At 56.6% G+C, this 20,961-nt stretch carries 20 protein-coding genes, 1 other RNA gene and 1 riboswitch; of the genes, 7 read left to right on the top strand and 14 right to left on the bottom strand.

Annotated features, from left to right (window positions below; genetic code table 11):
* Positions 1-22: 22 nt before the first annotated feature.
* The 9 genes from moaE to gcvT all read right to left on the bottom strand — a co-directional run bounded on the left by moaE (position 23) and on the right by gcvT (position 8,388).
* Entirely contained in the window at positions 23-484 is a 462-nt protein-coding gene (moaE, locus tag G9Q73_RS16400) for a molybdopterin synthase catalytic subunit MoaE (RefSeq protein ID WP_177420729.1), read from the bottom strand.
* Between the two features lie 70 nt (positions 485-554).
* Complete coding sequence (moaD, locus tag G9Q73_RS16405) at positions 555-806, bottom strand: molybdopterin converting factor subunit 1 (protein ID WP_177420730.1); 252 nt, start codon at positions 804-806, stop codon at positions 555-557.
* Positions 803-2,053: a molybdopterin molybdotransferase MoeA gene (locus G9Q73_RS16410; RefSeq protein WP_177420731.1), complete on the bottom strand. Its 1,251-nt coding sequence runs from the start codon at positions 2,051-2,053 to the stop codon at positions 803-805. Before G9Q73_RS16410 ends, moaD begins: the two co-directional genes overlap by 4 nt.
* Before the next feature lie 13 nt (positions 2,054-2,066).
* Positions 2,067-2,597: a molybdenum cofactor biosynthesis protein B gene (gene moaB / locus G9Q73_RS16415; protein ID WP_177420732.1), complete on the bottom strand. Its 531-nt coding sequence runs from the start codon at positions 2,595-2,597 to the stop codon at positions 2,067-2,069.
* Positions 2,598-2,614: 17 nt separating this feature from the next.
* Positions 2,615-3,550, bottom strand: coding sequence for a carbohydrate kinase family protein (locus G9Q73_RS16420; protein ID WP_177420733.1), 936 nt, complete (start codon positions 3,548-3,550; stop codon positions 2,615-2,617).
* Positions 3,551-3,889: 339 nt separating this feature from the next.
* A complete protein-coding gene (gcvPB, locus tag G9Q73_RS16425; protein WP_177420734.1) occupies positions 3,890-5,347 on the bottom strand; it encodes an aminomethyl-transferring glycine dehydrogenase subunit GcvPB in 1,458 nt (485 codons plus the stop codon).
* Between the two features lie 7 nt (positions 5,348-5,354).
* The gene (gene gcvPA, locus G9Q73_RS16430) at positions 5,355-6,752 is read right to left on the bottom strand and encodes an aminomethyl-transferring glycine dehydrogenase subunit GcvPA (RefSeq protein ID WP_177420735.1); all 1,398 of its coding nucleotides are present in this window, start codon (positions 6,750-6,752) and stop codon (positions 5,355-5,357) included.
* A gap of 16 nt (positions 6,753-6,768) precedes the next feature.
* On the bottom strand, positions 6,769-7,161 hold the full coding sequence (gene gcvH, locus G9Q73_RS16435) for a glycine cleavage system protein GcvH (RefSeq protein ID WP_177420736.1): 393 nt from the start codon (positions 7,159-7,161) through the stop codon (positions 6,769-6,771).
* A 135-nt stretch (positions 7,162-7,296) separates the two neighbouring features.
* Positions 7,297-8,388, bottom strand: coding sequence for a glycine cleavage system aminomethyltransferase GcvT (gene gcvT, locus G9Q73_RS16440; protein ID WP_177420737.1), 1,092 nt, complete (start codon positions 8,386-8,388; stop codon positions 7,297-7,299).
* A gap of 140 nt (positions 8,389-8,528) precedes the next feature.
* A riboswitch (glycine riboswitch) is annotated at positions 8,529-8,616 on the bottom strand.
* 333 nt (positions 8,617-8,949) lie between these two features.
* On the opposite strand from gcvT, the gene G9Q73_RS20075 reads away from it, so the two are divergent.
* Positions 8,950-11,418: a nitrate- and nitrite sensing domain-containing protein gene (locus G9Q73_RS20075; RefSeq protein ID WP_177420738.1), complete on the top strand. Its 2,469-nt coding sequence runs from the start codon at positions 8,950-8,952 to the stop codon at positions 11,416-11,418.
* 183 nt (positions 11,419-11,601) lie between these two features.
* The gene (locus G9Q73_RS16450; RefSeq protein WP_177420739.1) at positions 11,602-12,552 is read left to right on the top strand and encodes a DUF4382 domain-containing protein; all 951 of its coding nucleotides are present in this window, start codon (positions 11,602-11,604) and stop codon (positions 12,550-12,552) included.
* A 159-nt stretch (positions 12,553-12,711) separates the two neighbouring features.
* Here G9Q73_RS16450 and G9Q73_RS16455 read toward each other — a convergent pair whose 3' ends face one another.
* Genes G9Q73_RS16455 through G9Q73_RS16470 form a run of 4 tightly spaced genes read right to left on the bottom strand, consistent with a single transcriptional unit; the run spans position 12,712 to position 17,053 of the window.
* Positions 12,712-13,959 carry a UbiH/UbiF/VisC/COQ6 family ubiquinone biosynthesis hydroxylase gene (locus tag G9Q73_RS16455; RefSeq protein ID WP_177420740.1) on the bottom strand — a complete coding sequence of 416 codons (1,248 nt, stop codon included), beginning with the start codon at positions 13,957-13,959 and terminating at the stop codon, positions 12,712-12,714.
* Complete coding sequence (gene ubiH / locus G9Q73_RS16460) at positions 13,952-15,175, bottom strand: 2-octaprenyl-6-methoxyphenyl hydroxylase (protein ID WP_177420741.1); 1,224 nt, start codon at positions 15,173-15,175, stop codon at positions 13,952-13,954. The genes G9Q73_RS16455 and ubiH overlap by 8 nt, the downstream gene beginning before the upstream one ends.
* A 5-nt stretch (positions 15,176-15,180) precedes the next feature.
* Complete coding sequence (locus G9Q73_RS16465; protein WP_177420742.1) at positions 15,181-16,500, bottom strand: aminopeptidase P N-terminal domain-containing protein; 1,320 nt, start codon at positions 16,498-16,500, stop codon at positions 15,181-15,183.
* Positions 16,487-17,053 carry a UPF0149 family protein gene (locus G9Q73_RS16470; protein ID WP_177420743.1) on the bottom strand — a complete coding sequence of 189 codons (567 nt, stop codon included), beginning with the start codon at positions 17,051-17,053 and terminating at the stop codon, positions 16,487-16,489. Before G9Q73_RS16470 ends, G9Q73_RS16465 begins: the two co-directional genes overlap by 14 nt.
* 109 nt (positions 17,054-17,162) lie before the next feature.
* Between G9Q73_RS16470 and G9Q73_RS16475 the strand changes: the two genes are divergently transcribed.
* From G9Q73_RS16475 to G9Q73_RS16495, 5 genes are all read left to right on the top strand, one after another.
* A complete protein-coding gene (locus tag G9Q73_RS16475; RefSeq protein ID WP_177420744.1) occupies positions 17,163-17,381 on the top strand; it encodes a TIGR02449 family protein in 219 nt (72 codons plus the stop codon).
* Positions 17,378-17,692, top strand: a complete 315-nt coding sequence (locus G9Q73_RS16480) for a cell division protein ZapA (RefSeq protein ID WP_177420745.1) — start codon at positions 17,378-17,380, stop codon at positions 17,690-17,692. Before G9Q73_RS16475 ends, G9Q73_RS16480 begins: the two co-directional genes overlap by 4 nt.
* Positions 17,693-17,719: 27 nt before the next feature.
* Positions 17,720-17,904: non-coding RNA, 6S RNA (gene ssrS / locus G9Q73_RS16485), on the top strand.
* Positions 17,905-17,930: 26 nt separating this feature from the next.
* The gene (locus tag G9Q73_RS16490; RefSeq protein WP_177420746.1) at positions 17,931-18,515 is read left to right on the top strand and encodes a 5-formyltetrahydrofolate cyclo-ligase; all 585 of its coding nucleotides are present in this window, start codon (positions 17,931-17,933) and stop codon (positions 18,513-18,515) included.
* Between the two features lie 396 nt (positions 18,516-18,911).
* Complete coding sequence (locus tag G9Q73_RS16495) at positions 18,912-19,307, top strand: hypothetical protein (protein WP_177420747.1); 396 nt, start codon at positions 18,912-18,914, stop codon at positions 19,305-19,307.
* 75 nt (positions 19,308-19,382) lie between these two features.
* Here G9Q73_RS16495 and ilvA read toward each other — a convergent pair whose 3' ends face one another.
* The gene (gene ilvA / locus G9Q73_RS16500) at positions 19,383-20,903 is read right to left on the bottom strand and encodes a threonine ammonia-lyase, biosynthetic (protein WP_177420748.1); all 1,521 of its coding nucleotides are present in this window, start codon (positions 20,901-20,903) and stop codon (positions 19,383-19,385) included.
* Positions 20,904-20,961 lie beyond the last annotated feature (58 nt).

Consider the following 20,961-nt stretch of genomic DNA (forward strand, 5'->3'; position numbering starts at 1 on the left):
CTACGCTTGATCGGGCCTACGCTTACGTTTTAAGTTTCCAGCGCGCCTCAGCTTCATCATCGCTATGGCGGGCATCCACCCAACGACTGCCTTCCGGCGTTGACTCTTGTTTCCAGAATGGGGCTCGGGTCTTGAGGAAGTCGATGATGAACTCACAAGCTTGAAACGCCTCTCCCCGATGCGCACTGGCCACGGCCACCAGCACGATAGGATCTGTGGGTTTCATCTTTCCAACCCGATGAACCACACGACAGCCCAGCAGATCCCAGCGCTGATTCGCCTCATCGACAATCGTTTGCAGCGACTTCTCCGTCATGCCCGGATAGTGTTCCAGGGTCATGGTGGAGACCGTTTCCCCTTCGTTGATATCGCGCATCAGGCCGATAAAGCTCACAACGCCGCCGATAGCAGGGTTCCCGGCTCGCAGGATGTCGACCTCGATGTTGGGGTCGAAGGGTTCGGACTGGATGCGGATTTCGTTCATGGGCAGACAGCAAGCTCCGGAAACACATGCTCTTGAATGGAAAACAAAAGTCTCAAATATAAATCGCAGTTCATCCTCCGGTCACGGGAGGGAAGAAGGCGACTTCATCACCATCCAGAACCGGCGTATCGGCACCCGTCATCTCCTGATTGAGCGCCATCATAACTGTTTTATCGGCTGCAAAAACATCGGCCCAGATGCCGCCCCGCTCTCGCAGGCGCATCAAAACCGCCCCCAGGTCCGCAAGATCCTCTGCCTCCATCTCCAGGGACGCTGCATCGAGCCGCTCCCGCAAACTGGCGAAAAAGAGCACCTTGATCATGACATCAACTCATGGAAAGAGAGAAACTGCACCGGATCACCCTTTTTCAATATCTCCCGCTCCGGAATGATCGCCAGTCCATTCGCCCATGCCACCGAACTCAAAACCCCTGATGAACGGCTTGGAAAGAGCGTGACCACCGCTTCGCCGGATTCATTGAGCGTCATCCGTGCGCGGGCATATTCTCGGCGCTTGTCAGGCTTGTTCCAGTCAAACCCTGCCTTGGCGGTCATCGGCGTGGGAATTGCACCTTCCATCACTCCCTGGCAGCGCAGGATATAGGGGCGTGCAAACACATTGAAGGTCACAAACAGGGAGACCGGGTTACCGGGTGTGCCGATGAACGGCGTCTCGCCAATATGGCCGAAAGCCAGCGGTTTGCCGGGACGGATCGCGATCTTCCACAGATCCAGCGACCCCAGTTTTTCCACCGCAGGTTTGACGTGATCCTCTTCACCGACAGAGACGCCGCCTGAGGCGACCACCAGGTCGGCCTGTTCGGCCGCGCGCGCCAAGGCATCACAGGTTGCCTCGAAGGTATCCTCGATGATACCGAGCTGAATCACCTCACAGCCCAGCACCTGCAGCATGCCGCCCAGGATAAACTGGTTGGAGTTGTAGATCTGACCGGGACCCAACTCACTGCCGGGCATCACCAGCTCATCACCGCTGGAGAAGACTGCAACCTTGAGCCGGCGAAAGACGGTCAGATCCGCGACTCCGACTGCGGCCGCAAGACCCAGATGCTGTGGACCCAGACGGGTACCGGCGGAGAGGATCTCCTCTCCCTCTTTGATGTCCTCTCCGGCAAGACGGATGTTGGCACCGACCTTGGGCGCATCGTTGACGACAACGTCATCGCCATCCTGCTCGCAAACCTCCTGAATCACCACCGCATCGGCACCTGACGGCACCGGCGCGCCGGTAAAGATACGCGCCGCAGTACCCCGCTGCAGCGGCTCCCCGATGACCCCCGCCGGGATGCGCTGGGAGACCGGCAGGCGGGTGGAATCAATCTGCAGATCAGCCGTATTGACCGCATACCCGTCCATCGCACTATTGTCCCAGGGCGGTACCGTCACCAGACTGGCCACCGGTTCGGCCAACACCCGTCCCAGGGCGTCCTCTGTTGCGACCTGCTCTGTTTCGCTCACGGCATGAACACGCGCCAGCAGGAAGTCGAGTGCCTCTTCGATGGGTTTCAGCGCAGGTCCGCTGTGGTGGGATCCGCAGTCACATCCACTCATGATTCAAAACTCCTTACACTTCAAGAAGACGGGGGAACATCTGGGCAAAATTACAGGGCCGCGTACGATGATCGAGTTGCGCCAACAGAATCTTGTCCCAACCTGTACGACAGGCCCCGGTAGAGCCCGGCAGACAGAAGACCAGGGTACCGTTGGCAAGCCCGGAAATAGCCCTGGACTGAATGGCTGACGCGCCGATCTCCTCCAGAGAGATGGTGCGAAAGAGTTCGCCAAACCCCTCGATCGACTTGTCGAAGAGGGGCATCAGCGCCTCCGGGGTGCTGTCGCGGCCGGTGATGCCGGTGCCGCCGGTGCTGATGATGATGTGCACATCGGGATCGGCGATCCAACGCGAGACGATGGCCCGCATCTGATAGACATCATCGGGCACGATGACTTTCTCAACCACATTGTGTCCCGCCTCGACGGCGCGATCCCGGAGGGTATCACCCGATTTGTCGGTCTCTTCGGTGCGCGAATCCGAGACGGTCAACAGCGCAATATTCAGGGGCACGAACCCGGTATCTTCAAAATGTCCACTCATGCTTTATCGGTTTCCTGTTACTGGAATGTGTAGCCGAATGCCTGCTTGAAACGCGCAGCAAACTCTTCGCGGGTAAAGATATGATTCTGGGTACCCGCCTGCTCGATCTTATAGGCCCCCATCAGCGCCGCGATCCGCGCGGTGGTCTCCCAGTCCATCCCGTTCATCAGACCATACAACAGTCCGGCGCGATAGGCGTCACCACAACCGGTGGGGTCATTGACCGCATTGACGGGGGCGACAGGGATATCGATACGCTGCTTCTTTGTATAGATGCTTGAGCCCTCGCCACCCCGGGTGACGATCACCGCCTCGACCATCTCCGCCAGTTGCTCCGGTGTCTTGCCGGTACGCTCCTGCATCAACTGTAATTCATAGTCGTTGAAGGCAAGCCAGGTGGCCTGCTCGGCAAACCCAAGCAGGTTATTGCCATCGAACATAGGCATACCTTGACCCGGATCAAAGATGAACGGCACATCCGCATCGGCAAACTGTTCGGCGTGATCAATCATGCCCTGGCGACCATCCGGAGAGACCATGCCGATGGTACAGCCCACGACCTCGGTGACATCTATCTCATGGGCGTTGTTCATCGCGCCGGGATGGAATGCGGTGATCTGATTGTCATCCCTGTCCGTGGTGATATAGGCCTGTGCGGTATAGGTATCCTCGATCACCTTGAGATACTCACGGCTGATGCCGCACTCATCCATCCATTTTGCATAGGGGCCGAAATCCTCACCCACGGTACCCGCCGGTTTTCCGTCTCCGCCCAGCATCTTCAGATTGTAGGCGATATTCCCGGCACAACCGCCGAACTCGCGGCGCATGTCAGGCACCAGAAAGGAGACATTCAGGATATGCACCTGCTCGGGCAGGATGTGATTTTTGAATTGATCATGGAAGACCATGATGGTGTCGTAGGCGAAAGAGCCACAGATCAGTGCAGACATGATTTATCCCGCGCAAAAAACTAGAGATAGTACACCAGTGCGGGATGGGATTCAGCGGGTAGGAGGCTAAAGGCTAAAGGCTAAAGGCTAAAGGCTAAAGGCTAAAGGCTGGCAAATTGAAAATTTGCCTGAATCTTGCGTCAACAGCTAGCGTATAGGCCCGATCAAGCGTAGCGGATCGGGCATCCAGGCTTTGACATAACGATTCAGGCTGCCGGTTCCGCTACGCTTGAACCGACCTACGCGACTAACCGCAGTAACGACAGCGTTCGCCCAATCCGTTGGCACGACCTCCTTTCGCCTTTCTCCTTTCGCCTTTCTCCTTTCGCCTTTCTCCTTTTACCTTTCGCCTTTCGCCTTCCATGCCAAATCCAGATCCCGGGCGGCCCGCACATCATCAAGCCGCCTCACCGGCAGATCATGGGGGGCAGACTTCACCTGCTCCGGATCACTCTGCGCCTCATGCAGTATGGTTGTCATAATATCCACGAAGCGATCCAGCTCATCCTGCGCCTCGGTCTCGGTCGGCTCGATCAACAGGCACTCAGGCACCAGCAGGGGAAAGTAGGTGGTGGGCGCATGCACACCGAAATCGAGCAGCCGCTTGGCAAAGTCCATGGTATTAACGCCCAGCTCCCGGGCCTGCCGCTTCAGGGTCAGGATAAATTCATGGCTGGCGCGCCGCTGCGGATAAGCGGCATCGAAACCGGCGTCGGTAAGGCGCTTCAGCAGATAGTTGGCGTTGAGGGTGGAGAACTCTGCCACCCGATGCATGCCGTCACGCCCCAGCATGCGGGCGTAGATATAGGCCCGCAGCAACACGCCTGCATTGCCGGCAAAGGCGGAGAGCCGCCCAATGCTCTCCGGCCGGTTATCTTCGGTCAGCCAGACATAATCCTCACCATCCTGTGCCACCATCGGCACCGGCAGATAGGGTTCCAGCCGTTCGCTCACCCCCACCGGACCGGCACCAGGGCCACCACCGCCGTGTGGCGTGGAGAAGGTCTTGTGCAGGTTCATGTGGATGACATCGAATCCCATATCGCCAGGACGCACCTTACCGAGGATGGCATTGAGGTTGGCGCCATCGTAATAGAGCAGCCCGCCAGCCTCATGGACCAGACCGGCGATCTCTTTGATGCGACGCTCGAACACGCCCAATGTGGAAGGATTGGTGAGCATAATGCCTGCGGTCTGCGGCCCCAAAACACCTTTCAGTGCCTCGACATCGATATCGCCGTCCGCACCAGTGGGGATCTCCCGCACCTTGTAACCGCACATCACCGCCGAGGCGGGATTGGTGCCGTGGGCCGCGTCCGGCACCAGAATCTCGTCGCGGGCATCATCGCCCCTGGCATCGTGATAGGCGCGGATCATCGCCACCCCGGCAAACTCCCCCTGAGCGCCCGCTGCGGGTGAGAGTGAAACCGCAAACATGCCAGTCACCGCTTTGAGCATCTCCTGCAGATCGTACAGGCAACCCATGAAACCCTGGCTGTGAGTCTCCGGCGCCAAAGGATGGCGCGCAAGGAAACCGGGCAGCGAGGCAAGACTGTTGCTGGCCCGTGGGTTGTACTTCATGGTGCAGGAACCCAGCGGGTAGAAGTGGGTATCGATGGAGAAGTTCTTCTGCGAAAGCTGGGTGTAGTGGCGCACCACCTGCATCTCGGAGACCTCGGGCATCGACGCTGACTGACGGCGGCGAAACTGCGCCGGTATCCCCTCCAGATCAACCTGTTGTAGCGGCGCCTGGGCAGTTGCACGACGACCCGTGCGGCTTTTTTCAAAGATCAACATAGTCGTATCACCAATCAGGTTTCAGCTTGCAGGGGGTCTGGATACGTGCGTTGATCACCCGCTCCAGCTTGCTCCGATACTGCTCGATATCCTCATCGCCCCGCATCTCGGTGGCACAGACCAGAACAGCATTGCCGAGTTCGGGATAGTCGGCGCTCAAATCGAAACCGCCCAATACGTTGTGGGCCGCCAGGGAGCGCAGTGCATCCTTCGCCTCCAGCGGCAGGCGCAGCACGCGTTCATGGAAGACCGCTCCCTTGAATACCGGAGCGACGCCAGGCAACGCACTCAAGACCTTGACCAGCTTCGAAGTGTTGGCATGGCAGGCAGCCGCAACCCGCTCCAGGCCTTCCGCACCCAACAGCGACATATGGATGGTCGCCGCCGTGACCATCAGACCCTGATTGGTGCAGATATTGGAAGTCGCCTTGGAGCGACGGATATGCTGCTCGCGGGCCTGCAGGGTCAGGGTGTAACCAATCTTGCCGTCGAGGTCGAGGGTGCGACCAATGATACGTCCCGGCATCTGGCGCACCAGCTTCTGGGTGCAGGTAAGAAAGCCGAAATAGGGGCCACCCGACGCCAGGGGCGCTCCCAGGGGCTGTCCCTCGCCACAGCAGATATCCGCCCCCTGTTCACCCCACTCGCCCGGCGGTTGCAACACTGCCAACGCCACCGGGTTAGCCACCGCGACAGCCAGCATCCTGTTGGCGTGCGCCCAGTCGGTCAGTTCATCCACCAACTCCAACACCCCGAAGAAGTTGCACTGGGGAATAACCAAGGCCGCAAAATCCTCACCGGCATACTGCTCAAGAGCCTCTGGATCTGTCTGCCCGCACTCCATATCGAAGGGCAGTTCCACCAACTCTATGCCCTGATTGCGCACGATAGAGTGGACCACGCGCCGATAGGCGGGATGCAGTGAGCGGGGCATCAGGATACGCTTCGACTTGGACTTGCGGTTCGCCCGCACCGCCATCAACACCGCCTCGGCCAGGGCGGAGGCCCCGTCATAGAGGGAGGTATTGGAGACATCCATGACGGTGAGCGCCGTCATCATCGACTGGAACTCATAGAGCAGTTGCAGGGTGCCCTGACTCGCCTCCGCCTGATAGGGGGTATAAGCAGTGTAGAACTCACCCCGCGAGGCAAGCTGCCAGACCGCAGCCGGGATATGGTGGTCGTAGGCGCCAGCGCCGATAAAACAGAGCGGCTGCCCATCCTGGCGGGCGCGGGCGTTCATCAGCCGCCCGACCTCCATCTCCGACATCCCCTGCGGGATCTGCTTCAGCTCGCCACAGCGCAAGGCCTGCGGAATCTCGTCGAAAAGGGCATCGATATCCGGCGCACCGATGGTCGCAAGCATGGCCTGAATATCAGTTTCAGTATGGGGAATGAACGGCATGAATCAGGACCTGTCTTTAAGCTTCTTCGGCAACCAGGGCATCATACCCCGCCGCATCGAGCAGACCGTCCAGGTCTGCCCCGTCAGAGAGCTTCACCTTGAAGATCCAGCCTTCACCGAAGGCGTCGTCATTGATCGTCTCAGGGGCATCATCCAACGCTTCGTTCACTGCGATAATCTCACCACTGACCGGACTATAAATATCGGAGGCAGCCTTCACCGACTCCACCACCGCGCACTCAGAGCCGGCCTCGACGTTGTCGCCCACCTCGGGCATATCCACGAAGACCAGGTCTCCCAGCAGCTCCTGGGCATGGTCGGTGATGCCGATGGTGACGGTGCCGTCCCCCTCGTTCTTCACCCACTCGTGGGACTTTGCATAGCGCAGTTCGCTTGGTGTATCACTCATCTCTGGTTCCCCTTTCAATCTTAAAAGCATCTTGGCGAAGGGGTCGGAGTCAAATTTAATCGAAGCCACAGCGCCATTGGTTCCGTGGTAACCATCAAATTTGACTCCGACCCCTGTGATATTCAAATTGGAATTCTATAACGAAATGCAGGCTTTGCCATTACGCACGAACGGCGCTTTCACCACTTGCGCCGCCACCCGCTTGCCACGGATCTCCACATCACAGGTTTCGCCGATCCCGGCGCTAACCCTGGCAAAGGCGATGGATCGTCCAAGGGTCGGCGCAAAACCGCCGGAGGTGATCTCGCCGATCTCTGTTTCACCGGCAAAAACCTTCAGATGGTTGCGCAGCACCCCGCGTCCGGTCAGCAGCAGTCCGACGAAACGGCGCTTGCCGGTATCCTTGCGCTGCGCCTCCAGAACGCTGCGACCCACAAAGTCACGCTCGACGGGCTCCCAGGCAACTGTCCAGCCCAACCCGGACTCCAGCGGCGAGACGCTCTCGTCCATGTCAGAACCATAGAGATTCATTCCCGCCTCCAGGCGCAGGGTATCCCGCGCCCCCAGACCGCAGGGAGCAACACCCGCATCCGCCAAGGCCTGCCAGAAGCCCGATGCTTCACTCTCGGGCAGCACGATCTCGAAGCCGTCCTCGCCGGTATAACCGGTGCGGGCAACGAACCAGCCATCGCCCGGGTGCGCATTGAAGGGCTTGAGTGCCGCGACGCTTTCGCGCATCTCCGCAGGCAACAGGGGCAGTGCCTTCTCCCGCGCATTCGGCCCCTGCACCGCAATCATCGCCAGATCGCGCCGGGGTTTTATCTGCAGGTCGAAGTCCTCAGCCTGCTTTTTCAACCAGGCCAGATCCTTCTCCGTGGTACCGGCATTGACCACCATCCGATACCAGTCGTCCCGCAGATAATAGACGATCAGGTCATCAACCACTCCGCCCTGCTCGTTCAACATGCAGGAGTAGAGCGCCTTGCCTGAATCCTTGAGCCGTTCGACATCGTTGGCAAGCAGACGTCGCAGATAGGGACGGGCGTCCGGCCCCTCCAGATCGACCACGGTCATATGGGAGACATCGAACATACCTGCATCCCGGCGCACCTGATGGTGCTCCTCTTTCTGCGAACCATAGTGCAGCGGCATCTCCCAGCCGCCAAAAGGAACCAGGCGGGCGCCCATCGACTTGTGGGCCGCATAGAGGCAGGTCTGTTTATCCATCACGATTCTCCAGATCATAAACGCAAAAGGGCGGCGCAGAACTACTGCTCTGCGCCGCCCCTCTGTCCAAAACCTGAGAGTTTGCAGCCACTGGCCGCTGCCCCGTCGGTGGGTCTAATGACCGCTCTCCAGAGTCGACCCTAGTCCCCGCGGTCCTTTTGCCTGAGCGATTCCGGGCGGATTGCGCCTTCGGCGTCGGTAAAAACCGATCTCTCCCACGGGGGTTGGTCGAGGGCAGGACTATACCGCTCTGTCTAGTGTCCGTCCAGACACGCAAAGTTTTGGGAGGACGCTACCTATGAGAGTCCACGCAGCAAACAACAGGAGGCAGAGCGAAGCAGGAAGCCAAAACCAAGCTTGCTAACCGCTTCATTCACGCCCCTTCACCCCCATTTCCACCGAAATCTCTACTGATAAATGTCAAAAAAATCCCCAATAAACCGTTATTTATCCCTAAATCCGAAAATAACCTAAAGAAACAGGAGACAGCTCCGATAGCACTCTCATACCGCCAGTGGTTTGCTCCCCCCAATGGCACACATTATTCGAGGAAATCACGAAATGAAATTTATAGCCAATCTGAAACTCTCCCACAAACTGGCACTCATGGTGCTGGTGCCGCTGATTGTAATGATTGGGTTTGCGGCCACCCAATCGATCTCGGCCTTCTCACTGCGCCAGATCACGGTCCAGCTGCAAACCATGAGCGAACTGAGTGTCAATATCAGCAACCTGGTGCATGAATTGCAGAAAGAGCGCGGCATGACCGCCGGCTTCATCGGTAGTGGAGGGAAAAAGTTTGGCGACACCATCAAAGATCAGCGCCAGGAGACGAACCAGAAACTCGCAGTGCTGAAACAGTTCCTGGAAACATTCGGTGGCTCTGCACTGGGATCAAAATTCCAGAACAACCTGGGAAAAACACTGGAGCGCCTGGATCAGCTTGAGAACAAGCGTAAGGCAGTCGATACCTTTACCCTGAAACTCGGCGACGCCCTGAGGTACTACACCGGCAACAACGCAGCACTGCTTGGACTGATCTCCGAATTGTCCACCCTCAGCCCCGAGAAAGAGCTGGCGATCATGACCGCAGCCTACGCAAACTACCTGCAGGGCAAGGAGCGGGCCGGCATCGAGCGGGCCGTCATGTCCAATGTATTTGCCAAGGATCAGTTTCTCGGCGGCCTGTTCAACAAGTTCATGTCTTTGATCACCGTACAAAACACCTACCAGGAGGTCTTTCTCTCCCTCGCAAAAGAGGAGAACAAGGCGCTCTACAAGAACTCCCTGCAGGGTGAATTCGTTGATGAGACCGAACGGATGCGCAAAGTTGCTATCGATAAGGCCACATCCGGCGGTTTCGGTATCGATGCGGTCTACTGGTTCAAGATGCAGACAGGCAAGATCAATCTGTTGAAAAAGGTAGAAGACCAGCTCGCAGCTGGGTTGCGCATCAAAGCCGATGAACTCAAGGCCAGTGCAACCATGGAACTGGCGCTCTCTCTACTGATCGCACTGCTGGGGCTTGCGGTCTCCGCCGGCCTGGGCTTCTATGTCGGACGCGGTGTCCGGCAGCAGTTGGGCGGCGAACCCGGCCATATCGAAGAGATCGCCAACCGCATCGCCAACGGCAGCCTCGACATGAAACTGCAGTCTACCGGGGCAACCGGCATATACGCAGCCATGATCACCATGCAACAGCGGCTGTCGGAAGTCATAGAAAGGGACATACAGTCTATCGTCGACTCCGCACGCGCAGGAGATCTGAGCGGCAGGATTCCACTGGAAGGCAAGCAGGGTTTTTATGAAAAACTCAGTTCCGGCGTCAACGACCTGGTGGAAGTCAGTGAGAATGTCATCGACGACACCCAGCGTGTATTTGGCGCGCTCTCCCGGGGCGATCTGAATGAACGTATCGAACGGGAATACAAAGGCTCCTTCGACCAGCTGAAACAGGATGCCAATGCAACCATCCTCAAGATCCAGGAGGTGATAGAGGGGGACATACAGTCACTCGTGGATGCGGCCCGCTCCGGTGACCTGAATCAGCGTATCGATCTGGGCAACAAGCAGGGTTTCTTTGCGACATTGAGTAGCGGCATCAACGAACTGATCGATTCCGTGGAAAATGTTTTCAGTGATATCGCCCAATCCATGCACGACATGGCCAAAGGAGACCTGACCAAACCGATCACGAGAAACTATCAGGGTACCTTCGATGACCTGAAGCAGGACATCAACCAAACCATGACCAACCTGGAGCAGATTATTATCCAATTACGTGAATCGGGCGAGGTAATCACCACCGCCTCGGGCGAGATCTCCTCCGGCAACAACAACCTCTCATCCCGTACCGAACAGCAAGCCAGCTCACTGGAGGAGACCGCCTCCAGCATGGAAGAGCTGACCAGCACGGTGAGGAACAACGCCGACAACGCACAACAGGCCAATCAACTGGCCGCCAACGCATGCCGTACAGCAGAAGCGGGTGGTGAAGTGGTGCGACAGGCGATAGAGGCCATGGAGGCCATCAACCAGTCCAGCAGCAAGATCACTGAGATCATCGGCGTCATCGATGAGATCGCCTTTCAGACCAACCTACTGGCCCTTAACGCCTCTGTCGAAGCCGCCAGAGCCGGTGAACAGGGGCGGGGTTTCGCGGTTGTTGCCACAGAGGTTCGCAATCTGGCTGGCCGTAGCGCGACGGCCGCCAAAGAGATCAAAGAGCTGATCCGGGACAGCGGAGAGAAGGTGAAGACTGGCGCGGAACTGGTCGACCAGTCAGGTGAAAACCTGGAAGAGATCGTCAATGGCGTGAAAAAGGTCGGTGACATCGTCTCCGAGATCGCCGCCGCCAGTCAGGAGCAGTCTGCCGGTATCGATCAGGTTAACCAGGCGGTGACCAGCATGGACGAGGTGACCCAGCAGAATGCCGCACTTGCCGAAGAGACGTCCGCCGCGGCCGCCTCGATGAGCGAGAAGGCGCAGGAGATGGATCAGCTGATGGGATTCTTCACGGTCTCCAGATGAGATCGCCGGTTCCGCTACGCTTGAACCGCCTACTTCAACGCTGTAGGCCAGATCAGGTGAAGCGGCTCCTGGGATCTATATTCTTAAGTCCGCCATACTGTGCTTCCCGCACATTTTTCTCAGCAGTTTATCCGTAGACTGTCACTGATTTTAGTAAATACCAAGCTGTATTTGGAGTTCATCATGTACAAACATATCGCGCTTTCCGGTCTCTCTTTTTCCCTCATGCTCCTGCTACTTGCAGGGTGTGGCGGCGGTGACACCGGCACCACAACCGCCAGCCGGATAGACCTTGGCATTACCGACGCGCCGATAGATGGTGCCGACGCGGTGTGGGTCGAATTCAGCGAGGTTGTCATTCAACCTGCCGACGGCGCACGCATCAACATTCTGATGGAGGACGTGAACGGCAACCCCACCCCCAAACGCATCAATCTGCTCGACCTGCAGGGCGGTGTGCGGGATATGCTGCTGGACGGCTATGAGCTTCCCACAGGCCAGTACAGCTGGATTCGTCTCATGGTCAACGCTGAGGCCGACGGCATACTCGATTCCTATATTGAGTTTCCCGGCCCGCTGCAGTACGAACTCAGGGTACCCAGCGGACCCCAGACAGGGCTTAAGATAAACACCGGCTTCGAGATCCTGGAGGGTGATACCAACGATTACACCATCGATTTCGACCTGCGCAAATCCGTGCATCAGCCCAATGGGCAGGTAGGTCCTTTGGGGCCGGTCTATTTCCTGCGCCCCACCCTGCGCCTGGTAAAAACAGCCACCACCGGCACCATTTCAGGCACTGTCGATCCTGTCGTCTTTGCGGGTGAAGCCTGTGACGGCAACACTGTGGGTTACGCTGTGTATGTCTTTAGCGGCGCCGGTGTAATCCCCGTCGATGTCAACGTCAACGATCCCGATCCTGCAAGAAACAACCCGGTCACCACTGCTGCCATCTCCGACGACGGCAACTTCACCTACACCGCCGCTTACCTGAGCGGGGGGACATACACGGTGGCTGCAACCTGTGCGGCCGACCTGGATGATCCGGAACAGGATGATGCTGCCGTCACCTTTGTCGGCACTGCTGATGTCAACGTCACCGCAGGCGGGGAGACGCTGCACCCCATTCCCTGATCCATACGGATCGACTGCTGTAGGTCGGGTTAGATGCGCGTTGCTTCGAACCTGGATTTTACCACCAGACTTTGCGCGCATCGTAACCCGACAAATTGTCGTCGGGTTACATCGCGCACAGAATGTAGTACCGGATTGAAACTTTCTACCGCTGCGCGATTAACCCGACCTACGTTCTGTTGATCTGTCCCAATCGCGCCGCGCCAGCTTTGGCAACTCCCCCACCATCCCCATCGCCCGCCGTACCACGATATGTTTGAGCGGACCTGAATGGTCCACCAGACTCAACCCCAGGTTGCGGGCCAGCTTGAGGGGCAATATTTCGTTGCTGAAGAAACGTTTGAAAAAATCCATGGCGCCGAGCATGCCCATGTTTGCCCCTTTACGCGCCCGTTCATAACTGCGCAGGGTGGCCGGCGAACCAATCTTGCGTCCCGCCTGCCTCGCTTCAATCAATACCTCCGCCAGTTGCGCCGCATCGAGAAAACCGAGATTCACGCCTTGGCCCGCCAAGGGGTGAATGGCATGAGCGGCATCCCCCACCAAGGCCAGCCCTTCACGAATATAGGTCTCCGCATGTCCCAGGCGCAGGGGGAATGCCGCCCTCGGCCCCACCTCAAGCACCTCCCCCAGATTCTGCTCACTGGCCCGGGTCAACTCCCGGCAGAAACCGGCATCGTCCAGCGCCATCAACTCCCTGGCCAGCAGGGGGGAAGTCGACCAGACGATAGAGCAGCGGCCGTCATCGATAGGCAGAAACGCCAGGGGGCCGGTAGGCATAAATCGCTGCCAGGCGGTATTCTGATGATGTAACGCGGGGCGCACGGTGGCGACGATGGCGTGCTGATCGTAGTCCCAGCCACGGGTGCCGATTGCCGCCATCCTGCGGATCAGGGACTCTCGCCCATCCGCGCCCACTACCAGTTTCGCCTGCAGAGAGGCGCCGTCTCTCAGCGTTACTGAAGGTGTCGGCCCCATCTTGAGATCGGCCACTTCAGCCGGACATATCCGGGTGACATTTTCATAGGTTGCCAGCCGCTCCCAGAGCGCCAGTTGGGTGACCCTGTTCTCCACGATATGGCCGAGATTGGACTCACCGACGTCGTGACAGCTGAAGTGGATGCTGCCGCTGCCCCCCGCATCCCAGACGTGCATATCGCTATAGGGTGAAACGCGTTTCTCGCACATGCGATCCCAAACCCCCAGGTTTTCCAGCACCTGCTGGGAGGCCCGCGTCAGGGCTGAGACCCGCAGGTCGACCTCATCCTCGGGCCAGTCGGTTTGCGGCTCACGCAACTCCAGCACACAGAGATCGAAACCGGCATCGGCCATGGCGCAGCCGAGGGCGCTGCCCACCATGCCGCCACCCACGACGATCAGATCAAAACTGTCTCGTTGTTCAGACAAGAGGAATACCTCGCGCCAGTCGCGGCAGCCGTCCGTTCAATCCCATGAACTGACGAGCCACCAGATGCTTCAACCCCGGGGCGCTATCCAGCCCGAGCAGCGCGAGATTGCGCGCCAGACGCAACGGAGTCAGAGGATTGGCAAACAGGCGCGCCAGGGTATCGGTAATCATGGCCACCGCATTCTGATCCCGCCGCCGCCAGTCGACATAACGCTGCAGCAGATCCATGCTGCCGGGATCGCCCTGCCCTGCGGACACGTCAGCCAGAAGATCGGCAAGTACAGCAACGTCGCGAATTCCAAGATTGAAACCCTGTCCGGTAACCGGGTGCACCGTGTGCGCGGCATTGCCGATCAGCGCGATACGGGGGCGCACATGCTCATTGGCCTGCCGCAGCTTCAGAGGATAGGCAAAGCGTTTGCCGCACTTTGTCAGATATCCCAGGCGATAACCAATGCGAGTCTGCAGACGTTCCAGGAAGGCGGTTTCACCCAGCGCCATCAGCTCAGTGACCTGTTCATCTTTTGCCGTCCACACCAGAGAGCTACGCCCCTCGGTCATCGGCAACATTGCCAGGGGACCGGTATCGGTAAACCGTTCATAGGCGACCCCCTGATGAGGCCGTTCGGTAGTGATATTGGCAATGATGGCAGTCTGGCCATAGGTCTGCTCTTTGGATGAAATCGCCAGGCGACCTCTTACCACAGAGTCGCCACCATCCGCCGCGACCAACAGTGCTGCTGTCACGCGCCGGTCAATACCCGCTGCTTCCAGACTCACATCGACTGAATCATCAGAAACGGAAAAGCTCTTCAGACTCGCGGGACAGAGCAGATCGATATCCGACTCCTGTTGCAGATCCTTGAGCAGGGCCTGTCCCAAAGCACGAGCGGTGGCAACATAACCCAGCGCCTCCACGCCCTCACTGCGATTGTTGAGCCGGGCAAAACCGAAGTGGCCACGATCAGAGATATGGATATCTGTGATTGGCTCCGCCTCGCCGGAGAGCCCCTCCCAAACCCCCATGCCCTGCAGTATCAATCGGGTCCCCCAGGAGAGGGCGATAACCCGGTCGTCATAGCTCGGCTGAAGATCGGAGTTGAACGGCCATGCCTCCACCACACCAATCTTCAGACCCAATCCACAAATGGAACGGGCAAGGCTGGCCCCCACCATGCCGCCGCCGATAATGAGAACGTCGTAATCGTTTGCCATTTCAACTAGGACCTGTTGACCCTAACCATCAGGGTTTCGAGCTCGACTACCGTCTTGGGCGTATCCTTGGTCAGCAGATCACAACCATCCTTCGTCACCAACACATCGTCTTCAATCCTGATGCCGGTGTTCCACCACTTCTTCGCCACGCCTCTGGTGCCGGATGGGATATACAACCCCGGCTCGATGGTCAGAACCATGCCCGGCTCGAACAGCCGCCAGGTTCCATCGACCTTGTAATCCCCCACATCGTGCACATCCATACCGATCCAGTGGCCGGTGCGGTGCGGATAAAATTTCTTGTACTTCTCCTCACGGATCAGCTTGGGTACCGAACCTTTAAGAATGCCCAGCTTGACCAGACCTCGGGTCATGATGCGCACGGCAGCCAGGTGAGGATCGTTCCAGTGGTTACCCGGTTTCACTTTGGCGATGGCGGCCTCCTGCGCCGCCAGCACCAGCTCATAGAGTTGCCGTTGGGGTTCTGTAAAAACGCCATTCACCGGATAGGTGCGGGTGATGTCGGAGGCGTAACACTCCAGCTCACAACCGGCGTCGATCAACAGCATGTCGCCATCATTCAACTTGTCCCGGTTATCGATATAGTGCAATACACAGGCGTTGTTGCCACCGCCCACGATAGGCGTATATGCCTGTTCACGCGTGCCGAGACGGCCACACTCGGCCAGGAACTCCGCCTCCAGCTGATACTCCCAGACACCCGCACGACAAGTCTTCATCACCCGTTTGTGCGCCTTGGCGGAAATCTTTGCCGCCAGCCGCATCACCTTGATCTCGGAACGGCTTTTAAAAAGCCGCATCTCATGCAGATAGTGATCGAGGGCGATGATCTCCATCGGCCCCTGGCCACCACTGCGGGATTCGCATCGAATCTGATTGATCCACTCCATCAGTCGCTTGTCCAGATCAGGACTGCAACCCATGGCATAGTAAACCCGGTCGGTCTGCTCCAACATGCGCGGCAGGATGTCGTCGAGATCGCCGATAGGGAAAGAGTCGTCGGCATCGTAACTATCACAGGCGCCCTCCTGACCGGCCCGTGGACCATCCCACTGTTCCATCTTGGGATCCCGTTCGCGATTGAAGAGGATATACTCAGCCTGCTTTCTACCGGGAATCAGAACCGTGACAGCCTCCGGTTCAGGGAAACCGGTGAGGTAGAAAAAATCACTGTCCGGACGGTAATGATAGTGCACATCACGGTTGCGCACCTGCAGCGGTGAGGTCGGCAGGATTGCGATACTGCCCGGACCCATGATGCGCATCAGTTCACGACGACGCCGTTTGAACTCACTCGCTACCATTACCCTTCTCCCGCTTGCCGGTCAGTGCCTCCCGGATCAGAAACACCGCCACCCGCAGAAACTCCTCCAGTTCGACATAGGCCAGTTCGGCCTCCTCACCTGGTTCAATATCCGCATGGTCGAGGCGGGTAAATTCCGTGATATCCCGGATCGCTTCTCCTGCCTCATCTTTCAACTGGGCTTCAGTGATACCCGCCAGCCCCAATCCATAGAGATAACCCTGACACCATTCACTCAATGCCTTGGCGCGTACCTCTATCTCCAGTTCGTCATCCGGCAGAAACGGCGTGAAATTCAGATCTTCCCCTTCGATGTAACCCTGGGTCGACTGATAAAGCTGACCCAGCAACTGCCTGGCTTCAACCACCAGAAGATCATCGTCCGAGCGACCTTTGAACAATTCGACAAACCAGGCAGCATGGGCATCAGAATGACCGGCACAGAGTATGCCGCTGATCACCCCATGAATCTCGCTCGCGCCAATATCCAGGCCGATCGATTGCAGAACCTGATCAAAGCGTTCGAACTGGGGCATTGCCGGAGTATCGTTCATGCAGATTTTCTTTACTTAACCTAATATTGAAGAAGAATCATAACATGAGCTGTAAAGATTGACCGTTCCCTGAGCGCCCTCTATATTGGGGAACATGATCGAAGATGAGATGAAAGAGAGCACAGAACTCGACCTCAGAAAACTTGAGCTTCAGATTGAAGAACTCATCCAGGCCTGCGCCTATCTGAAAGATGAGAATAAATCCCTGCGTGCCCGCCAGGATCGCCTGGTGGCAGAACGCGCCTCTCTGATCGAGAAGACTGAACTCGCCCGCACTCGGGTCGAGGCAATGATCACCCGCCTGAAGTCCATGGAAGCCCCACAGTGAGTGAGACACAGACTCCCATCACCGTCCTGATTCTGGATAAGGAGTATCGCGTCACCTGCGAACCGGAAGAACGCGAGTCGCTGATCGACACCGCACGCTTTCTCGATGACAGGATGAGAGATATCCGTAAGGCGGGACGGGTCATCGGCACCGAACGCATCGCAGTCATGGCCGCACTCAATATCGCACACGAACTACTGGAGCAGCGCAGCAGCAAATCCAGCGATGTGCAGAATATCTCCCGCCGCATTCAAAATTTGCAGGAGAAGATCGAGATCGCGCTGAATTCAAGCAACCAACTGGAACTTTGACCCATTTAGGTTTAGCCTATAGGTAGATGACCCCTGCCGTGTTCGTTAGTGACCCGGGTATTTTCTTGAGCCTAATTAGTGCCCTGGGAACAAAATGTCGATGCCGGTGTGCATGTCCGCCTCGTAGCGGGAAGCCTGAAGCATCCCTGCTGTTCCCACTTGAACCTACCGGTTCAAGAACAATGGTTTGCGACGGCACATGTGGGGGTTGTCTCTTTCAAATCACTCCCCTGCTCCGATGAATACAAAATCGCTGCGCCACGTGGTCCGCACCCGACGGCGCCAATTGAGCAACCAGACACACAAAGCCCACAGCCTGCAGATGAAACGCCTGGCTTCGGCGTATACAGCATTCAGACACAGCCACCGCATCGCTTTCTATTTTGCTGCTGACGGAGAGATGGACCCAGCCCCTTTGGTAAAGCACGCACGCCACTCCGGTAAGCGCTGCTTCTTCCCCGTCCTGCGCAACCGCCCATCGCGATCCCTTTGGTTCGCGGAGCATAAAATAGAAGGTCGACTGAAAAACAATCGATTCGGAATCCCCGAACCTGCATCACACCATAAACATATTTCCATGCCCTGGGGGCTGGACCTGATCTTCGTGCCACTGGTTGCATTTGACATCCAAGGTAACCGACTAGGAATGGGAGGTGGCTTCTATGACCGCACACTCGCATTCAGAAAAAATCGTCATCACTGGCCCGGACCAAAACTGGTTGGACTTGCCCATGAGTGCCAAAGGGTCGATGGCCTTCAGGCAAAACCGTGGGACATCCAACTCGATGCGATCATTACCGAGAAGAAGATCTATTCATTGTAACTTTTCAGCTCACTCCTGATTTATACATCACGACCAATGAGCGAAATGAAGAACTAAAATAGATGCAGGCCGGTTCAAGCGTAGCGGAACCGGCAATGCTCTACCCGCTTTCAGTGATTAAACGCCCGAGCCGCTACGCTTGATCGGGCCTACATCCATGATGGACAGACAAACATCTTTGACCCGTATTCCGTTTACACTTTCCACATCGATAACATCCACTCGCAGGAATCCTCATCAATCAATCCTAGCAACGATAGTATCGTTCACTTACTCTACTTGAATACAAGCAACAGACTGTATTAAATAAGAAAAAACGTATTTATTCTGGATTTTTTTTCAAGCTGACTTATACTCAGTGCATCATATGGGGTAGATGTCTCTGGAGGACATGTTATGGCGAAGAAAAAAACCGCCAAAAAGAAGGCCGCTGTAAAGCGTAAAGTTTCCACCACAAAGAAAGTAGCTGCCAAGAAAAAAGCATCTACCAGGAAAAAGTCGGCAGCAAAAAAGATCGTCTCAAAGAAAAAGGTAGTCACTAAGAAGAAGACAGTAAAGAAGAGGGCCTCCAAGAAAAAGGTTGCTGCCAAAAAGAAGACCGTAAAGAAGAGAGCCGCCAAGAAAAAGGTTGTTGCCAAAAAGAAGACAGTAAAGAAAAGAGCCGCCAAGAAAAAGGTTGTTGCCAAAAAGAAGACAGTAAAGAAAAGAGCCGCCAAGAAAAAGGTTGCTGCCAAGAAACAAGCAGCTCGGCCACGCAAGGTCACGCCACGCAAAAAGGTCACCCAAAAATAGGGTCGATCTGATCACCACCTAAAAAAACGCCCCATGAATCATGGGGCGTTTTTTACTTCCCTGCAAAAAACCGCGTCAGTCCACACCCGCAAAGAGTTGATATGCCGGATTATCGCTCTCTTCCCAAAAGGTGTAACCCAGGTCTTTCAGCATTTTCCTGAAATCACCTTTTTCACCCACTGGAATCTGTATACCCATCAGTACACGTCCATAGGCTGAACCGTGATTTCGATAGTGGAACAAACTGATGTTCCAGCGTTTGCCAATATTGGACAGAAAATAGAGTAATGCACCAGGGCGCTCGGGAAATTCAAACCGCACCAGCATCTCGTTTTCAACACCCTTGGCATGGCCGCCCACCATATAGCGAATGTGCAGTTTAGCGGTTTCATTATCGGTCATGTCGACAATGGGATAGGATTTCTTCTCGAACCTGGCGACCAACTCCTCTCTCTCCCGATCCCCGTCACTCAACTCCACACCGACGAATATCTGTGCAGTGCGGTCACTGGCATAACGATAGTTGAACTCAGTGATACTGCGTTTGCCTATTACTTTGCAAAACCGATGAAAGCTTCCCGGCCGCTCAGGAATCTGCACTGCAAAAAGCGCCTCTCTTCTTTCGCCGAATTCCGCGCGTTCAGCAACATGGCGCAGACGGTCAAAATTGATATTGGCGCCGCTCTCTATGGCGATCAGATCGGTCCCTTTGATTCCTTCACGCTGCACATATTTTTTCAGACCCGCAACAGACAATGCACCGGCAGGCTCGGCAATCGTTCTCGTGTCATCAAAAACGTCCTTTATCGCAGCACATATCTCATCTGCATTGACCAGGATCACCTCATCCACAAGCTTGCGGGCCACACGAAAACTCTCTTTTCCTATCTGCCTGACCGCCACGCCATCTGCAAATATTCCCACCTGCTTAAGTTTGACCCGGCGCCCAGCCTCCATCGCCCGATAGAGCGTAGGCGCGTCATCCGGCTCAACACCGATAATCTTCACCTCGGGCCGTACATATTTAACATAGGACGCGATCCCCGCAATCAACCCGCCACCGCCCACCGGAACAAAGATTGCCAGCGGGGGCTCCGGATGCTGCCGCAACAACTCCATCCCAATCGTGCCCTGACCCGCAATCACCTCCGGATCATCAAAGGGATGAATGTAGGTCAGCCCCTTCTCCTCCGCCAACTTCTGGGAGTGCGCATAGGCTTCATCATAGGAGTCTCCGAACAATACAATCTTGGCACCAAGATTACGCACCGACTGTACTTTGATGGGCGGTGTCGTACGCGGCATAACAATAAGCGCCTGAATCTTCAGCTTGCGGGCCGACAGAGCAACACCCTGGGCATGATTACCGGCAGATGCAGCAATGATCCCCTTCTCCCTCGCCTCCGGCGAAAGACTCTGAATCTTGTTATAGGCCCCCCTCAACTTGAATGAGAATACAGGCTGCAGATCCTCCCGCTTCAAAAAGATCCGATTCTCCATCCTTGCAGAGAGCAGCGGCGCATAATCCAGAGGCGTCTCATGCGCCACGTCGTAGACCCGCGCGCGGAGGATTTTTTCTATATAACGCTGTGGCATTATTCTATTCCAATGTGAGATTGCCGCACCTGACATCAAAGAGGTGCATCGGTATGAT

Origin of the sequence: endosymbiont of Lamellibrachia barhami, assembly GCF_011947365.2 — a bacterium.
In the GTDB taxonomy this organism is placed as follows: Bacteria; Pseudomonadota; Gammaproteobacteria; order Chromatiales; family Chromatiaceae; genus QGON01.

What these genes read in the sequence shown, in the direction of transcription:
- moaE (WP_177420729.1), bottom strand. Translation starts at nt 484, where the DNA reads ATGAACGAAATCCGCATCCAGTCCGAACCCTTCGACCCCAACATCGAG.
- moaD (WP_177420730.1), bottom strand. Translation starts at nt 806, where the DNA reads ATGATCAAGGTGCTCTTTTTCGCCAGTTTGCGGGAGCGGCTCGATGCA.
- G9Q73_RS16410 (WP_177420731.1), bottom strand. Translation starts at nt 2,053, where the DNA reads ATGAGTGGATGTGACTGCGGATCCCACCACAGCGGACCTGCGCTGAAA.
- moaB (WP_177420732.1), bottom strand. Translation starts at nt 2,597, where the DNA reads ATGAGTGGACATTTTGAAGATACCGGGTTCGTGCCCCTGAATATTGCG.
- G9Q73_RS16420 (WP_177420733.1), bottom strand. Translation starts at nt 3,550, where the DNA reads ATGTCTGCACTGATCTGTGGCTCTTTCGCCTACGACACCATCATGGTC.
- gcvPB (WP_177420734.1), bottom strand. Translation starts at nt 5,347, where the DNA reads ATGTTGATCTTTGAAAAAAGCCGCACGGGTCGTCGTGCAACTGCCCAG.
- gcvPA (WP_177420735.1), bottom strand. Translation starts at nt 6,752, where the DNA reads ATGCCGTTCATTCCCCATACTGAAACTGATATTCAGGCCATGCTTGCG.
- gcvH (WP_177420736.1), bottom strand. Translation starts at nt 7,161, where the DNA reads ATGAGTGATACACCAAGCGAACTGCGCTATGCAAAGTCCCACGAGTGG.
- gcvT (WP_177420737.1), bottom strand. Translation starts at nt 8,388, where the DNA reads ATGGATAAACAGACCTGCCTCTATGCGGCCCACAAGTCGATGGGCGCC.
- G9Q73_RS20075 (WP_177420738.1), top strand. Translation starts at nt 8,950, where the DNA reads ATGAAATTTATAGCCAATCTGAAACTCTCCCACAAACTGGCACTCATG.
- G9Q73_RS16450 (WP_177420739.1), top strand. Translation starts at nt 11,602, where the DNA reads ATGTACAAACATATCGCGCTTTCCGGTCTCTCTTTTTCCCTCATGCTC.
- ubiH (WP_177420741.1), bottom strand. Translation starts at nt 15,175, where the DNA reads ATGGCAAACGATTACGACGTTCTCATTATCGGCGGCGGCATGGTGGGG.
- G9Q73_RS16465 (WP_177420742.1), bottom strand. Translation starts at nt 16,500, where the DNA reads ATGGTAGCGAGTGAGTTCAAACGGCGTCGTCGTGAACTGATGCGCATC.
- G9Q73_RS16470 (WP_177420743.1), bottom strand. Translation starts at nt 17,053, where the DNA reads ATGAACGATACTCCGGCAATGCCCCAGTTCGAACGCTTTGATCAGGTT.
- G9Q73_RS16475 (WP_177420744.1), top strand. Translation starts at nt 17,163, where the DNA reads ATGAAAGAGAGCACAGAACTCGACCTCAGAAAACTTGAGCTTCAGATT.
- G9Q73_RS16490 (WP_177420746.1), top strand. Translation starts at nt 17,931, where the DNA reads ATGAATACAAAATCGCTGCGCCACGTGGTCCGCACCCGACGGCGCCAA.
- G9Q73_RS16495 (WP_177420747.1), top strand. Translation starts at nt 18,912, where the DNA reads ATGGCGAAGAAAAAAACCGCCAAAAAGAAGGCCGCTGTAAAGCGTAAA.
- ilvA (WP_177420748.1), bottom strand. Translation starts at nt 20,903, where the DNA reads ATGCCACAGCGTTATATAGAAAAAATCCTCCGCGCGCGGGTCTACGAC.